The organism is Actinoplanes sp. NPDC051475, assembly GCF_040689425.1.
GTDB lineage: Bacteria > Actinomycetota > Actinomycetes > Mycobacteriales > Micromonosporaceae > Actinoplanes.
In genome coordinates, this window is record NZ_JBFAZZ010000031.1 from 23,121 (window position 1) to 39,766 (window position 16,646).

The 16,646-nt window shown below is 72.0% G+C and carries 7 protein-coding genes; all 7 read left to right on the top strand.

Annotation, left to right across the window (positions count from 1 at the left end):
* The first annotated feature begins 14 nt into the window (after nucleotides 1-14).
* Genes AB0368_RS37150 through AB0368_RS37180 form a run of 7 tightly spaced genes read left to right on the top strand, consistent with a single transcriptional unit; the run spans nucleotide 15 to nucleotide 16,603 of the window.
* Nucleotides 15-857, top strand: a complete 843-nt coding sequence (locus tag AB0368_RS37150) for a DUF5829 family protein (RefSeq protein ID WP_366158744.1) — start codon at nucleotides 15-17, stop codon at nucleotides 855-857.
* 47 nt (nucleotides 858-904) lie between these two features.
* Entirely contained in the window at nucleotides 905-5,890 is a 4,986-nt protein-coding gene (locus AB0368_RS37155) for an amino acid adenylation domain-containing protein (RefSeq protein WP_366158745.1), read from the top strand.
* Nucleotides 5,887-10,278 (top strand): MupA/Atu3671 family FMN-dependent luciferase-like monooxygenase, encoded by a 4,392-nt coding sequence (locus AB0368_RS37160; RefSeq protein ID WP_366158746.1) that lies wholly within the window; start codon nucleotides 5,887-5,889, stop codon nucleotides 10,276-10,278. The genes AB0368_RS37155 and AB0368_RS37160 overlap by 4 nt, the downstream gene beginning before the upstream one ends.
* Nucleotides 10,279-10,333: 55 nt before the next feature.
* Nucleotides 10,334-14,554, top strand: coding sequence for a thioester reductase domain-containing protein (locus tag AB0368_RS37165; protein ID WP_366158747.1), 4,221 nt, complete (start codon nucleotides 10,334-10,336; stop codon nucleotides 14,552-14,554).
* The gene (locus tag AB0368_RS37170; RefSeq protein ID WP_366158748.1) at nucleotides 14,551-15,786 is read left to right on the top strand and encodes an amidohydrolase family protein; all 1,236 of its coding nucleotides are present in this window, start codon (nucleotides 14,551-14,553) and stop codon (nucleotides 15,784-15,786) included. The genes AB0368_RS37165 and AB0368_RS37170 overlap by 4 nt, the downstream gene beginning before the upstream one ends.
* A 12-nt stretch (nucleotides 15,787-15,798) precedes the next feature.
* The gene (locus AB0368_RS37175) at nucleotides 15,799-15,984 is read left to right on the top strand and encodes an MbtH family NRPS accessory protein (RefSeq protein WP_366158749.1); all 186 of its coding nucleotides are present in this window, start codon (nucleotides 15,799-15,801) and stop codon (nucleotides 15,982-15,984) included.
* Nucleotides 15,985-16,006: 22 nt separating this feature from the next.
* A complete protein-coding gene (locus AB0368_RS37180) occupies nucleotides 16,007-16,603 on the top strand; it encodes an NAD(P)H-dependent oxidoreductase (RefSeq protein ID WP_366158750.1) in 597 nt (198 codons plus the stop codon).
* Nucleotides 16,604-16,646 lie beyond the last annotated feature (43 nt).

Consider the following 16,646-nt stretch of genomic DNA (forward strand, 5'->3'; position numbering starts at 1 on the left):
TTCGGAGTGTCCGCATGGAGAAGACCGCTGTCGAGGCGCCGCCGGTGCCGCGCCTCGACCACGTCATGGTCCTGCTCGACCCCGCCGACTATCAGGCGGTCGCGGACTCCTCGTTCCTCGGCTCGCGGTTCGCGCGGCGCAAGCTGAAGCATGCGGACAGTTCGGTGGCGGGTTCGTACTCCACGTTGGGGCTCGCCGGGGACAACACGCTGATCGAGCTCTTCGGTACGCCCCCGGCCGCCGCGGGCGCCCTCGTGGGCGGGCTGGTGTTCTCCTTCGAGCAACCCGGATCGTCGGCCCGGGCCCAGGCCGTGCTCAGCGACGCCGGCGTCGAGTATCACCACGATCTGGTGCGGCGCACGCTGCCGGGCCATGACGAGCCGCAGCCGTGGTACCACCGCATCAACGTCGCTCTCGGCCCGGGCTGCCCGATGGTGCTGTTCCTCAACGAGGTCACCTCCGCGTACCTGGCCGCCGTCGGGGCGGCCCCGACGCCGGACGGATCGATGACCCGGGCCGGCTATCTCGATGCCGCCGTGGGCGGGTCCGGCGAGGGCTTGCTGATGCGTGACATCGAGAGCGTCACCCTGGTCACCACCTCGGAGCGGGCCGCCCGGCTGACCGCCGCGCTCGCACCGGTCGGCTTCGTCGCCGGCGAGGACGGCGTGCTCAGCGGCCCGGATCTGACACTGCGGCTCCGCCCGGCGCAGGACGCGCCAGAACGGATCACGGAAATCGGAATCCGAATCTCCGGCGCCGACCCCGCCGAACAGCGTGAATACAACTTCGGCGCGGCCTGCCGACTCGTCATCGATTCGCCGGAATCCGCGCGAATGCTGTTCTCGCCGGCGAGCTGAGCGACCTTTCGCACTCATGAGCATTCGGTAGAAGGAATTCAATGGTGATGGCCAGAACTATGCCCTTGTTCGCCGACGTGTTCGCCCGGCAGGTGGCGCTCACACCGCACACGGTCGCCGTCGAGTTCCGCACCCACACGATGACGTACCGGGAGCTCGACGCCGCGGCCGCTTCCCTCGCCACCGTCCTGCGCGAGCGCGGGGCCGGGCCGGGCACCCTGGTCGGGGTCTCCGCGAGCCCGTCCCAGTACCTGCCGGTCGCCATTCTCGGCGTGCTGCGCGCCGGGGCCGCCTGGCTGCCGCTCGACCCGGGCTACCCTGCCGACCGGCTGCAATACATGATCGCGGACTCGGGGATCGGTCTTCTCGTGGCCGACCCCCTCTCCGCCGCGGTCCTCGGTCACGGCCTCGACGTTGTCGGTCCTGATGTCTCCGCCGTGCCGGCGGCCGCCGTGCCGGTGGGCCCGCACGACGCGGCGTACGTCATCTACACCTCGGGATCCACCGGCCGCCCCAAGGGCGTCACGCTCACCCACGGCGGCCTGGCCAACCTCGTCGCCGCCCAGCAGGCCGCTTTCGACGTCGGCTCCGGCGACCGCGTCCTGCAGTTCGCGCCGTCCAGCTTCGACGCGTCGGTGTTCGAGATGGTCATGGCGCTGGCCACCGGAGCCACCCTGGTGCTGGCCCCGCGGGACGCGCTGGCACCCGGTCCCGGCCTCACCGACCTCCTGCGCCGTGACGGGATCACGCATCTCACCATCCCGCCGTCCGTACTGGCCACGCTCCCCGCCGAGGATCTGCCGGACCTGCGGACCGTGATCTGCGCCGGCGAGGCGTTGCCCGAGCACCTGGTGCGGCGGTGGCAGCCCGGGCGCCGGATGGTCAACGCCTACGGCCCGACGGAGACCACCGTCTGGGCCACCGCCGCCGACCTCAAGGCGGACGACGGCAAGCCGTCGATCGGCACCGCCATTCTCGGGGCCGGCGTGGTCGTCGTCGACGACCGGCTGCGCCCGGTGCCGACGGGCGTGCCCGGCGAGCTGCTGATCGGCGGTGCCGGCGTGGCCCGAGGCTATCTCGGCAGGTCGGGACTGACGGCGCAGCGGTTCGTGCCGGACCCGGTCACGCCCGGCGGACGCCGGTACCGCACCGGTGATCTGGTCGTCCACCATCCGGACGGCAACCTGGAGTTCCTCGGCCGGGTCGACAACCAGGTCAAGATCCGCGGTGTCCGGATCGAGCCGGAGGAGATCGCCCGCTGCCTCGCCGAGCACGACGCCGTCCACGACGCCGTCGTGGTTCCGCTCGATCTCGGCCGCGGCGACGAGCTCTTCGGCTATGTCACCGGCACCGCCGAGCCGCAGCAGCTCATCGCATACCTGCGGAGCCGGCTGCCCGAGCACACGGTGCCGGCCGAGGTCGTCGTCCTCGAGACGATGCCGCTCACCCCGAGCGGGAAGATCGACCGTGCGGCGCTGCCGGAACCGCCCCGCGGCCGGTCCTTGCAGGACTATGTCGCGCCGCGGACCCCCACCGAGCACGCGCTCGCGGAAATGATCGCCGAGCTGCTGCACCTCGAACGGGTCGGCGTGCACGAGGAGTTCTTCGCGCTGGGCGGGCATTCGCTGCTCGCCGGGCGTCTCGCCGCGCGGGTACGCCAGGAACTGGGCCGGGAACTACCGCTGCGATCGCTCTACCAGTCGCCGACCGTCGCCGGAATGGCGGCGGTGCTCGACGGCGGCGTGCGGCACGGGTTGACCCCACCGCCGATCGAGACCACCGCCGGTGCCGATCCCGCACCGCTGGCGTTCCCGCAGGAGCGCGTGTGGTTCCTCGAGAAGCTCGTCCCCGGCAACCTTGCCTACAACGCGCAGGCGACGCTCCGGCTGCGGGGACCCCTCGATCCCGAGGCGCTGAGGGCCACCCTCACCGAGATCGTGCGCCGGCACGAGGTCTTCCGCTGCGCCTTCGTCGCCGAGGCGGGTACGCCGACCCAGCGGCCGATGCCACCGATGCCGGTCGAGCTGCCGATCATCGACCTGACCGGCCTCCCGGCCGACGCCCACGACGACCGCGTCGAGGAGATCGTCGCCGACACGGTGCGTACGCCGTTCGACCTCGCCTGCCCGCCGCTGGCCCGCTGGGTGCTGATCCGCCAGGCCGAGGACGACCACACCCTGGTGCACGTCGAACACCACCTGGTGCACGACGGCTGGTCCTTCGCCCTGTTCGTCCGCGAACTCCAGCGGATCTACCCGGCGGTACTCGACGGCGAGGTCCACGACCCACTGCCGGAGCCGCGGTACACCGACTTCGCGCGGTGGCAGCGGAATTGGCTGCGCGGTGACGTCCTCGACAAGTTCCTGGCGTTCTGGACCGCCGAGCTCGACGGGTGCCCCACCGCGCTGGAGCTTCCCCTCGACCGCCCGCGCCCGCGGGTGCAGAGCTTCCGCGGTGCCGTGCTCCGGGTCGACGTCCCGCCCGCACTCAGCGGCAGACTCCGCCAATACAGCCGGGCTCGCGGGGTCACGCTCTACTCGGTGATGCTTTCGGGCTTCGCCGCCCTGCTCTCCCGCCACGCGGGGCAGGACGAGGTCGTCGTCGGCAGCGGAGTGGCGAACCGTCGTCTCGCCGAGACCGAAGACCTGATCGGCATGATCGTCAACACCCTGGCCCTGCGCATCGACCTCAAGGGCTCGCCGGGCTTCGACGAGCTCGTCGCCCGCGCGCACGGCACCGTCGGCCGGGCGAGCCAGTGGCAGGACATGCCGCTCGAGCTGCTCGTGGACGCGCTGGACCTGCCGCGCGACCCGGGCCGCAACCCGCTGTTCCAGGCCATGTTCAGCTTCCACGACTCCCAGGTGCCCGAACTGGACTTCGCCGAGATCCGGGGAACCGTGCTCGAACGGCACAACGGCTCGGCCAAGACCGACATCAACGTCGTGGTCGTGCCCCGCGCCGAACAACGCGCCGGGCACGCGGTGCTCGACGACGCCGACCCGATCACGCTGATCTGGGAGTACGCCACGGATCTGTTCGACGCCGAGACCACCGCCGGGCTCGTCGAGCGGTATCTGGCGCTGCTCGACGCGGCGATGGCCGACCCGGCCACCGCGTTCGACCGCCTGCCCATGCCCGTCGGCGAGCAGCCGTCGTCCGGACCCGTCACCGACTTCCCCGCCGGGCGGACGATTCCCGAGCTCTTCGCCGAGCAGGTCGCGGCGCGTCCGGACGCCGTCGCGATCGTCGACGGCGACCGCGAATACACGTACGCCGAGCTCGACCGGCGTGCGAACAGCATCGCGCACGCACTGCGCGCCCACGGCGTGGGCCCGGACAGCCCGGTCGGCGTGCTGCTCCCGCGCGGCGGCGAGATGATCGTCGCGGTTCTCGCCGTGCTCAAGGCGGGCGGGGCCTACGTGCCGCTCGACCCCGGCTACCCGGCGGAACGCCTGGAGTTGATGGCCGCCGAAGCAAGTCTCACCGCGGTCGTGACGCGGGCGCAGTTCGGCGGGCTGCTGACCGGCCTCCCGGTGCTGGCCATGGAGGAGGTCGCAAGCGGCGCCGCCGCGGCGCCGCCGTTCACCGCAGGGGCACGAAATCTCGCGTACATCCTGTTCACTTCCGGCTCCACCGGCCGGCCCAAGGGCGTGATGGTCGAGCACCGGTCGGTGCTCCGGCTGGTGTGCGGGACGGACTATGCCGAGTTCCGCCCGGGGGAGCGGTTCGCCCAGGTCGCGGACGCCTCCTTCGACGCGCTCACCTTCGAGCTGTGGGGTGCGCTCCTGCACGGCGGCACGGTCTGCGTCATCGACACCGAGACGCTGCTGACCCCCGGCGGCCTCAGTCGCGCGCTCGAGCACCACGGCGTGACCGCCATGTTCCTCACCTCTGCGCTGTTCACCGAGGTCATGGCGGATCATCCGGGTTCCTTCGCGGGCGTACGCACCCTGCTCGTCGGCGGCGAGGCACTCAACCCCGACCGCATCCGCCGCCTGCTCGACGCGCCGGCCGCGCAACGGCCCCACCGGCTCATGAACGGCTACGGGCCGACCGAGACCACCACCTTCGCCGTCTGTCACCTCATCGAGGAACTCTCCGCGGAGGCGACGTCGGTGCCCATCGGCCGCCCGATCGCCAACACCACCGCCCATGTCCTCGACCCCCACCTGGCGCCGGTCCCGGCCGGCGTGGCAGGTGAGCTGTATCTCGGCGGTCCCGGCGTCGCGCGCGGCTACGCGGGACGGCCCGGCCTGACCGCCCAGCGATTCGTGCCGGATCCGAACTCCAGCGACGGCGGTCGCCTCTACCGCACCGGCGACCTCGTCCGTCTCCGCCGGGACGGCCTGATCGACTTCCTCGGCCGGGCCGACGGACAGGTGAAGATCCGCGGTTTCCGGGTCGAGCCGGGCGAGGTCGAGGCCGTGCTGGCCGCCCACCCCGACGTCGCCCAGGTCGCGGTCGTCGTCCAGGACGCACCCGGCGGGCGCCGCCTCGCCGCCTACGTCGTGGGCGCGGTGACCACCGCACAGCTGCGGGAGTTCCTCGCCGAACGGCTGCCGCCCTACCTGATGCCGGCGCGGTACGTCCGGCTGCCCGCGATGCCGATGACCCCGAGCGGCAAGGTGGACCGGGCCGCGCTGCCGCCGGGTGACGATCCCGACGAGGCGGCCCACTACGAGCCGCCGCGTACCGCCACGGAGGTCGTGGTCGCCGAGCTGATCGCCGAGTCGCTCGGACTTGCCCGTATCGGCAGAACCGACGACTTCTTCCGGCTCGGCGGCCATTCCCTGCTGGCCATGCGACTCGTCGCGCGGATCAACGATCGGTTCGGGACCGACGTGCCGCTGCGCCGCTTCCTGCTCACCCCCACGGTCACCGCGCTCGCCGCCGAGGTGGACGCCGCGGCCGGGCCCGCCGTGCCCGAACTGCTCGACACCGACGCCGGATTCCTGGACCGGCTCGAGCAGATGTCCGACCACGACGTCGAGGAGTTGCTGCAGACCATGGCCGAGAAAGAGGCCGACCGGTGACCGGCACCCCGGGAATCTCCCACCTGCCCGCAGATCCGGCCGCCCGCCGGGCGCTGCTGGCGGAACGGTTGCGGGAGCGCATCGCCGCCCGCGGGCACGTCCTGTCGTACCCGCAGCAACGTCTTTGGTTTCTCTCCCAGCTCGACCCCGGCAATCCGGTGTACGTCGTGCCGATGGTCTACCGGATCAACGGTCCGCTGGACCTCACCGCGCTGGAGCACGCGCTGACCGAGCTCGTGCGCCGCCACCACGTGCTGCGGACGACGTTCCGCGTGGTCGACGGCGAACCACGTCAGTTCGTTCAGCCCGCCTCCGCCATCACCGTCGATGTCCGCGACGCCGCCGACGTCACCGTGGCCGAGCAGATCTGCGCGGACGAGGCCAGGCGCGCGTTCGACCTCGAAACCGACTTGATGATCCGGCCGCTGCTGGTGCGCCTCGGCCGTACGGAACATCGACTGTGCCTCACGCTGCACCATCTGGTCTGCGACGGCGCGTCGCTCGGCATCATCGGCCGCGAACTGTCCGCGCTGTACCGCGCACACCAGACCGGCACGGCCGCTGACCTGCGCGAGCCGGCCCTGCAGTATGCCGAGTACGCCGAGCGTCAGCATGCCCGCCTCACGGGCCCCGGGCTGGCGGAGATGCTGGGCTACTGGCGTGACCGTCTCGCGGGTGCACCCGTCCTGGCGACGCTGCCCACCGACCGTCCGCGGCCACCGGTGCAGAGTCACCGGGGTGGGCATGTCCCCTTCACCGTCGGTGCGGCTCCCACCGCCGGGCTCACCGCGCTCGCCAGGGACAGCGCGGCCACGCCGTTCGCGGTGCTGCTCGCGGCGTTCGGCGTCCTCGTGCACGGCTACACCGGTGCCCAGGAGGCCATCATCGGCTCGCCCGTCGCCGGTCGTACCACCGAGGCGGTCCGGCCGCTGATCGGGTTCTTCACCAACACCGTCGTGCAGCGCCTCGACCTCAGCGGCGATCCGACGTTCCGGGAACTGGTGGCCCGGACCCGCGACGAGGCGCGCCTCGCGCTGGCGCACCAGGAGTTGCCCTTCGAGAAGTTGGTCGAGGAGCTGCACCCGAGCCGCGACACCGCCCACAATCCGGTCTTCCAGCTGATGATGAGCCACCAGGAAGGCGAGCAGGGCGAGCTCGTGCTGCCGGGCTGCGAGGTCAGGATGGTTCCCGGTGACACCGAGAGCGCGAAGTTCGATCTGACGCTGGGCCTCACCAGTACCGGAGACACGCTGTCCGGACGGCTGGAGTACGCCACCGACCTGTTCGATCCGGCGACCGCGCACCGGCTGGCCCGGCATTTCACCACGGTTCTCAGCGCCGCGGTGTCTCAGCCGGACGCCCGCATCAGCACCCTCCCGCTGCTCTCGGCCGAGGAGTCCCAGCACCTGCTCGCCGGTCTCAACCCCCCGCCGGTGCCGGTGCCGGACGCACTGGTGCACGAGCTGATCGCGCAGCAGGCCGCCCGGACCCCGGACGCCCCGGCTCTGATGCACGTCGACGACACACCGGACGGGGCCCTGACCTACCGCGAGTTGGACGCCCGCGCCGAGGCGCTCGCCGCCCGGCTGCGTGCCGCCGGCGTCGGCCCGGACCTCCCGGTGGGCGTGTACCTGCACCGGTCGCCGGACCTCGTGGTCACGCTCCTGGCCATCCTCAAGGCCGGCGGTGCGTACCTGCCGCTCGACCCCGGTTATCCGCACGCGCGGCTGGCGTTCATGGTCGCCGACGCGCAGGCCCGGGTCGTCGTGACCAGCGCGACCCTGGCCCAGCGCGCCACCCGGTTGCCCGCTCGAGCCCTGCTCGTCGACGAACCCGGCGAGGACGAGGCCCCGCCCGCCGCCCCGGCGGCGCTCACCCCGGACAACCTGGCGTACGTCATCTACACCTCCGGGTCCACCGGCACCCCCAAGGGCGTCATGGTGACCCATCGCAACGTCGGGAACTTCTTCGCCGGCATGGACCCGCTGGTCCCCGGCGCCGCCCCGGCGAGCTGGCTCGCCGTCACCAGCATGTCGTTCGACATCTCCGTGCTGGAACTCCTGTGGACCCTGGCCCGCGGCCACCGGGTGGTGCTCCGGGGCGACGAACCCACCCGGACCACGGTCCCGGGCGGCGGCACGGTCGTGCCCGCCGCGGCGCAGGCGCGCACGATGGACTTCAGCCTGTTCTACTTCGGCGGTGACCGCGGCGGTGACCCGGCCGACCGGTATCGGTTGCTCATCGAGGGCGCGAAATTCGCCGACCGGCAAGGTTTCCACGCGGTGTGGACCCCGGAACGGCACTTCCACGAGTTCGGTGGCCTGTATCCGAACCCGGCGGTCACCGGTGCCGCCGTCGCCGCGGTCACCGACCGCGTGCAGATCCGGGCGGGCAGCGTGGTCCTCCCGTTGCACGACCCGCTGCGGGTCGCCGAGGAATGGTCGGTGCTCGACAACATCAGCGGGGGCCGCGTCGGCGTTTCCGTCGCCTCGGGCTGGCAGCCCGACGACTTCGTTCTCGCACCGGACAACTACGCCGATCGTAAGCAGGCCATGCTCGACGGTCTCGCCACCCTGCGGCGGCTGTGGCGCGGCGACAGCCTGACCCGCCGTAACGGGGTCGGCCGGGACGTCGACGTCTCGATCTTCCCGCCGCCGGTGCAGCGGGACCTGCCCGTGTGGATCACCAGCGCGCGCAGCCCGGAGACGTTCCGGATGGCGGGTGAGGTCGGCGCCGGCCTGCTGACGCACATGCTGGGTCACTCGGCCGAGCAGCTCGCCGAGAAGATCACGCTCTATCGCCAGGCCTGGCGGGACGCCGGGCACCCCGGCGACGGCCGGGTGACGGTGATGCTGCATACGTTCGTCGGCGCCGACACCGATGAGGTTCGGGAGATCGTGCGCGAACCCCTGTGCGCCTACATCAAGTCCTCGCTCGACCTGCTCTCCGGGCTCGGCGCGGCGATGGGCGACGACACCGACCCGCGGACGCTGCCCCCGGACGAGCTGGACCTGTTGGTGGCGCGGGCTTTCGAGCGGTTCTTCGACACCTCCGGCCTGCTCGGCACGCCGGAGCGCTGCGCCGACCTAGTCGATCAGCTCAAGGCCATCGGCGTCGACGAGGCGGCCTGCCTGATCGACTTCGGTGTCCCGCACGAGCAGGTGCTCGAGGCGCTCGGCCCGCTGCGGCTGGTGCGGGAGCTGTCAGAGGACCGGAGTCGCCGTGCCCGCGCCGACGAGCCGATCGCCGCGCAGATCCGCCGGCACGGCATCACGCACCTGCAGTGCACGCCGTCGGTGGCCGGGCTGATGGTCGACGACGAGGACGCCGCCGCCCTCGGCGAGCTGACCGGCCTGCTCGTCGGCGGCGAGGCGCTGCCGGATCCGCTGGCCGACGTCCTGGCCAAGAGCGTCCCCGCGGTCCGTTCGATGTACGGGCCGACCGAGGTGACCGTGTGGGCAACGAGTGCGGAGGTGAACGGCCGCCCGGTCGTCCTCGGCGAACCGATGGCCAACACCCGTGCCTACGTCGTCGACGCCCACCTGCGGCCCGCACCTCCAGGGGTACCCGGCGAACTGCTGCTCGGCGGCCTCGGCGTGACCCGGGGCTATCTCGGACGCCCCGCGCTCACCGCCGGGCGCTTCATCCCGGATCCGTTCTCGGGCATCCCCGGGCAGCGGCTCTACCGCACCGGTGACCTCGTGCGCCGCGACGCCGAGGGCGCGTTGTGGTTCCTCGGCCGGCTCGACCACCAGGTCAAGCTTCACGGCCACCGGATAGAGCTCGGCGAGATCGAGAACGTCGTGGCGGCGCATCCCGGCCTGCGGGCTGCCGTCGTGGTCGTCCGCGGCGAGAATGCGGGCCGCCGGATCGTCGCCTACGGCGTTGCCGCGAACGAGGCCACCCCGCCGGCAGCGGAGGAGATTCGCGCCTTCTGCGCCCGGACGCTGCCCGACTACATGGTGCCCGCGGATGTCGTGCTGCTCGACCGGCTGCCGAGTACGCCCAACGGCAAGGTCGCCCGGGATGCGCTGCCGGAACCGGGCCGGCAGGCGACCCGCGAGTACCAGCCGCCGAAGGGCGACGCCGAAGGGGGAGTGGCCCGCGTGTTCGCCGAGGTCGTCGGCGCCGAGCGGGTCGGCGCGCACGACAACTTCTTCGAGATCGGCGGGAACTCGCTGCTCGCCGTACGGCTCCGGACGCTGCTGGTGCCGGTGCTGGGCGACCGGGTGTCGCTCGTGGACATCTTCCGCTATCCCACGGTCCGGGGCCTCGTCTCGGCCTCGGTGGCGCAGCGGACCGACGCCGGGGTCGACCGGGCCCGCGAGTCGGCAGGCCGTCGCGCCGCCGCCTTCGCCCGGCGCCGGGCGGGACGGGACCGGGCATGAGCGACCGCACCGGACGGTGGGCGGGCCACGAGCGCACAGGAGAGGCGGGAATCGGATGAGCGCGACCGAAGCGGAGGGGCTGGAGCCGATCGCCCTGGTCGGGATCGCCTGCCGGGTTCCCGGCGCGCGGACCCCGCAGGCGTTCTGGCGCAGCATGCGCGACGGCGTCGAATCCATCACCCGGTTCGACCGCGCCGAGCTGCTGGCCGCGGGGATCGACGAGCAGACCCTGGCCGATCCGGACTATGTGCCCGCCTCCGGGCACCTGCCGGACGCGGACCGCTTCGACGCCGCGTTCTTCGGGTTCACCGCGGCCGAGGCAAGGACCATGGACCCGCAGCAGCGGATGCTCATCGAGACCGCCTGGGAGGCCATGGAGGACGCCGGTCACGACCCTGGCCGGTTCCCCGGCGACGTCGCCGTGTTCGCGGGCGCCTTCTTCACCAAATATCTGCTGCAGAACCTCGCCACCAACGCGCGGTTCCAGCGTTCGCCGATGGCGCCGCTGGCCCGGATGTTCAACGACAAGGACTTCGTCGCCACCCGGGTCTCGCACCTGCTCGACCTCACCGGTCCCGCGCTCACCGTCCAAACGGCCTGCTCGACGTCGCTGGTCGCCACGCATCTCGCCTGCCAGTCGCTGCTCAGCTACGAGTGTGACGCGGCCCTGGTCGGCGGCGTGACGGTCAACGTGCCGCTCAAGACCGGCTATCCCGTCGCCGAGAGCGGACTGTTCAGCGCCGATGGTCACTGCCGTCCGTTCGACGTCGCCGGCGGCGGCACCGTGCCGGGCAACGGCGCCGTCGTGGTCATGCTGCGCCGGCTCGCCGACGCCCTCGCCGACCGGGACCATGTGTACGCGGTCATCCGCGGCTCCGCGGTGAACAACGACGGGGCGATGAAGGCCGGGTACGCCGCCCCCAGCGTCGACGGCCAGCTACGGGTGGTCACCTCCGCGCTTGCTGTCGCCGGCATCGATCCCGCAACCGTCGGATACGTCGAGGCACACGGCACCGCGACCCAGGTCGGCGATCCGATCGAGACGACGGCGCTCAGCCAGGCGTACGGCGCCGGCGGCATCGTTCCCGGCTCCTGCGCGCTGGGCTCCGTCAAGGCGAACATCGGCCATCTCGATGCCGCCGCCGGCCTGGCGGGACTGCTGCGGGCCGCACTTGCCCTGCACCACGCGCAGGTGCCGCCGGCCGCGAACTTCACCGCGCCCAATCCGCACCTGCGGCTCGACGAGACGCCGTTCTACGTACCGACGAAGGCCGAACAGTGGCGGACCACCGGGCACCCGCGCCGAGCCGGCGTCAGCTCGCTGGGCGTCGGCGGTACGAATGCGCACGTCGTCCTCGAAGAGGCCCCCGCGGCGCGGCGCCCCGCCACCCAGGCCCGGCAGTGGCAGTTGCTGCCGGTCTCCGCGCGGACCACGAGCGCACTGGACAGCGCCACCCGCGGACTCGCGGACGTCCTCTCCACTGCCGAGGCACCGGAACTGTCCGACGTGGCCTTCACGTTGCAGGAGGGCAGACGCGCCTTCGGGCTGCGCCGTGCGATCGTCTGCACCGACCACGCCGACGCCGTACGGGTGCTGCGCGGCGAGGACCCCCGGCGGCTGGCCACCCGGTCGGCGCCGGACGGTTCGCACGCCGCGGTGTTCGCCTTTCCCGGTGGCGGTTCGCAGCACCCGAACATGGGCCTCGACGTCTACCGGTCGGAACCGGTGTTCCGCGCCGAGGTCGATCGCTGCGCCGAGATCCTGCGTCCCCGGCTCGGTTTCGACCTCCGCCGGCTGCTGTTCCCGGCCGCGTTCACGCCCCTGGAGGGCCGCGAGCTCGCCGGGGGAGCGGCCACGATGGGCCGCGATCAGGGCGCGGGCGTGGTGTCGTCGCTCTTCGTGATCGAGTACGCGCTGGCCCGCCAGCTGATGGCGTGGGGCGTGCAACCGGCGGCCCTGCTCGGCCACAGCCTCGGCGAGTACGTCGCGGCGTGCCTCGCCGGCGTGTTCACCCTCGAGGGCGCCCTGGAGATCACCCTGGCCCGCGGCGAACTGTTCGCCGCGATGCCACCGGGCTCGATGCTGGTCGTCGGGCTGCCCGAGGCCGAGGTCGCCTCGATGCTGTCCGACCGCGTGTCGATCGCCGCCGTCAATGCTCCCGACCTCACCGTGGTCGCCGGGCCCGACGAGGACATCATCGCGCTGCGGACCCGGCTGCGCGCGGACGACATCGACTGCCGCAAGGTCAGCGTCCCGGTCGCCAGCCACTCCTGGATGGTTGATCCGTACCTGGCCGATTTCACCCGCAAGGTCGGCAGGATCACGTTGGCGGCGCCGGAGCTGCCCATGCTCTCGGGGGTGACCGGCACCTGGCTGACCGCCGAGGAGGCGATCGACCCGGCGTACTGGGCCCGGCACCTGCGCCGGCCGGTACGGTTCGCCGACAGCCTGCGGGAGGCCCTGGCCCAGCCCGGCCGGGTGGTGCTGGAGGTCGGCCCCGGCCGTACCCTCAGCTCGCTGGCCGGGTCGCAGCGGCTGGCGCCCACTCCCGTCGCGGTGCCGACCATGAGCCTGCCCCGGGATGTGCTGCCCGACCTGGCCCATCTCGTCTCCGCCGTCGGGCGGCTGTGGCAGTCCAACGTCGATGTCGACTGGGTGGCCTTCCACGGTGCGGCCGACCCCCGCCGGGTCTCGTTGCCGACGTATCCGTTCCAGGGCGAGCGGTACTGGATCGACCCGGGAGGCCCCCGGGCCACCGAGAGCGTCCCGGCTCAGCCGGCCGGCCCCGCGCCGGAGGAGCTGCGGCTCGACGACGGATTCGTGGGGCCCCGGACCGAGCGGGAAAGGCGGATCGCCCGGATCTGGTGCGATCTGCTGGACCTGGAACGCGTCAGCGTCGACGACGACTTCTTCGACCTCGGTGCCCACTCGCTCATGGTCACCCAGCTCACCCGCGAGCTGCGCCGCATGGGGGCGATCGACCTGAGCGCCCGTGACGTCTTCGCGGCGGGCACCGTCGCGGGCATGGCGGACCTAATCGGCCGGGCACTCGGCGAGCCGCCCTCGGCACCTGCGGGTACCGGCATCGTCCTGGCCGACGAGGTCGTGCTGGACGAGTCGATCACCGCGGCAGGACTACCACCGCTGACCGCCGGGTCCGGGCCGCTCACCGTGCTGCTGACCGGCGCGACCGGGTTCGTCGGTGCGTACCTGTGTGCCGAGCTCCTGGAACGTACCGCTGCGACCGTCGTGTGTCTGGTCCGTGCCGCCGACCAGAACGGCGGCCTGGAGCGGGTGCAGGCCAATCTGACCTCCTACGGGCTGCGTGCCTCCTGGGGCGGGCGGCTTCGCGTCATGCCGGGCGACCTGGCCCGGCCCCGGCTCGGACTGGGCGACGCCGAGTTCGCCGCGCTCGCCGAGCAGGTCGACGCGATCTACCACTGCGGTGCGTGGGTGAACTTCGTCCGCCCGTACCGGGCGCTGAAGGCCGCCAACGTGCTGGGTACGGAGGAGATCCTCCGGCTGGCCACCACCACGCGGCTCAAGCCGGTGCATCACCTGTCCACGCTGGCGGTCCTCGCCGGGGCGATGCGCCCCGACGTCGCCCGCATCGGCGAGGACGACCCGCTGCCACCCGCGATCGGGCACGACACCGCCTACAGCCAGAGCAAATGGGTCGCGGAGGGGCTGATCGGCCTCGCGCGTGAACGGGGAGTGCCGGTCTCGATCTACCGCGCCGGCGGCGTGCTGGCGGACAGCGGCAGCGGCGCGTCCAACCGGGAGGACTACGTCACCAAAGTCATCCAGGGCTGCGTCCAGCTGGGACTGGCACCCGAGCGTCGCTACGAGCTCTCCGTCGGCACGGTCGACCATCTCGCCCGGCAGGTGATCGGTCTTTCGCTCGCCCCGGCGGCGCTCGGGCGCACCTTCCACACGATCGACCCGGACACCTTGTCGTGGAACACGATCTTCGAACAGATCCGCGAGTTCGGCTACCCGGTCGACTCCGTGCCGTTCGACCAGTGGCGGTCAGCACTCGTGGAGCAGGTGGATCGCGAGGGCGATGACAACGCCCTCGCACCGCTGATGGCCATGATCGGCGAGACCCCGGACCGGGCGATGCCCGCCATCTCCTGCGACAACGTGCGTGACGTGCTCGGCAACCGCACCGCGCCGGCACTGGACCGAGCCTATTTCACCAAGATGCTGGGGTTCTTCGTCAGCAACCGGTTACTGCCGCCGGTCCTCGCGGCGAAGAAGAGAGGTTCCTCATGAGCATGTTTCTTACCGGCGCGACCCTCATCGACGGCATTGCCGACGAACCGGTCACCAACGTCCAGGTCCTCGTCGAGGGCGAGCGGATCGCCGAGGTGGGATCACCCGGGTTGCCCGGCGACGCCGACCTCGTCGACCTGTCCGGGCTCACTCTGCTTCCCGGGCTGATCGACGCCCACGTCCACATCGGCCACTCGAGCGAGATGCGCGCGGTACTGAACATGGAACTGTCGGTCGCCGAACGCGCCGCCGACATCTTCCGGACCCTGCGCCAGACGCTCGACGCGGGTTTCACCGCTGTTCGCGACTGCGGCGGCATCGACCATGGCGTCCTGCGTACGGTCGGCCGCGGCCTGGTGCCCGGCCCGCGCATCTGGGCCTCGGCGTCCCCGCTGGTGCAGTGCGGCGGCCACGGTCACCTCGGCTCACCGTTCGTGGGCCCGGACGAGACGTTCCACTTCCGGGTACGCGGGCTCACGGCGGTCGGGCGCATCTCCGACGGGTGCGACGAGGTGCGCAAGGCCGCTCGCGAGTGCTTCCGCCAGGGCGCGACCTTCCTCAAGATGGCGGTCACCGGGGGCGTGGTGTCGATCGCGGACAACCTCTCCGACACCCAGTTCACGGTGGAGGAGATCGCGACGGCGGTGGCCGAGGCGCATGCCCGCAACACGTACGTCACCGTGCACGCCCACAACGTCCCCGGCATCCGCAACGCGGTGTCGGCCGGCGTCGAATGCGTCGAGCACGGCACCGGCATCGACGAACCCACCGCGGCGATGATGGCCGAGCACGGCGTCAGCCTCGTGCCGACGTTGGCGATCGCCAAGGTGCTGGAGGAGAACTTCGACGTCCACGGCCTGCCCCCGCAGGTCCGCGAGCGCGTCTGCGGCACCATGGACGGGATGGTCGACGGTCTCCGGGCCGCCATGGCCGCGGGCGTCCCGGTGGGCTCCGGATCCGACCTGATCGGCCCCGACCAGACCCGCCGCGGCCTCGAGATCGCGCTGAAGGCCGAGATCATCGGGGCGATGGCGGCGATCAAGTCCGCCACCTCCGTCAACGCGAAGATCATGCGGGTCGCCGACAAGATCGGCTCGATCGCGCCCGGCAAGTACGCCGACCTGGTCGCGGTCGACTTCGACCCGCTGACCGAACCCGCCCTCTTCGACGATCCCGAGCGCGTGGTGCTCGTGATCAAGGGCGGCCGGATCGTCAAGGACACCCGCAAGTAGAGGAGCACAACGATGGCCGAGCCCACTTTCCTGGTCGTGGTGAACGACGAGGAGCAGTACTCGATCTGGGACGAAACCGCGCCGGTTCCCGCCGGCTGGCGGGCCGCCGGATTCGCCGGGCCCGAACAGGAGTGCCTGGCCCACATCGACCAGGTGTGGACCGACATGCGTCCGCGCAGCCTGCGCGACGCGAGCTGAACGCGAGGAGCGGGGGAGAACGATGGACGCGCTCGGAAAGCGACCCCTGGTGGTCGGCATCGGTGGGTCGGAAGGCCCCGGGTCGGCGACCGAGCGGGCCCTGGCACGAGCGCTGGAGGAGGCCGGACTCCGCGGTGCCGAGGTCCGGATCTACGGCGGGGCCTTCCTCGGAGCCCTGCCGCTGTTCCGGCCCGGTCATCCGGAGCGCACCTGGCAGGCCCGTGAGCTCGTCACGACCGTCGCCCGCGCCGACGGGATCATTCTCGCCACCCCCAGCTACCACGGCGGCGTCTCCGGCATGGTCAAGAACGCGCTCGACTACCTCGAGGACCTGCGCTGCGATGACCGGCCCTACCTCGACGGCCGCGCGGTCGGCTGCGTCGTGACGTCCGCGGGCACGCAGGCGGGCGGGATCACGCTGGCCGCGCTGCGCGCCATCGTGCACGCTCTGCGCGGGTGGCCGACACCGTTCGGTGCGACCCTGGACGTCCTGCCAGGCGCGTCGGCGGAGTCCGTCGTGGACCGGGACGCGGGCAAGCTGGCCATCGTCGCCGCTCAGGTCGTCGAGTTCGCCCGGATGGCCGGAGCCGTGCACAACGCGATCGAGGTGGCCGGGTGACGACCGCCGAACATGCGGCCCGGCCGCAAGCCCCGGCCCGGCC

Bases quoted from the DNA above. Each gene is read 5' to 3' on its own strand.
- AB0368_RS37155 (WP_366158745.1), top strand. From the start codon at position 905: ATGGCCAGAACTATGCCCTTGTTCGCCGACGTGTTCGCCCGGCAGGTG.
- AB0368_RS37170 (WP_366158748.1), top strand. From the start codon at position 14,551: ATGAGCATGTTTCTTACCGGCGCGACCCTCATCGACGGCATTGCCGAC.
- AB0368_RS37150 (WP_366158744.1), top strand. From the start codon at position 15: ATGGAGAAGACCGCTGTCGAGGCGCCGCCGGTGCCGCGCCTCGACCAC.
- AB0368_RS37175 (WP_366158749.1), top strand. From the start codon at position 15,799: ATGGCCGAGCCCACTTTCCTGGTCGTGGTGAACGACGAGGAGCAGTAC.
- AB0368_RS37180 (WP_366158750.1), top strand. From the start codon at position 16,007: ATGGACGCGCTCGGAAAGCGACCCCTGGTGGTCGGCATCGGTGGGTCG.
- AB0368_RS37165 (WP_366158747.1), top strand. From the start codon at position 10,334: ATGAGCGCGACCGAAGCGGAGGGGCTGGAGCCGATCGCCCTGGTCGGG.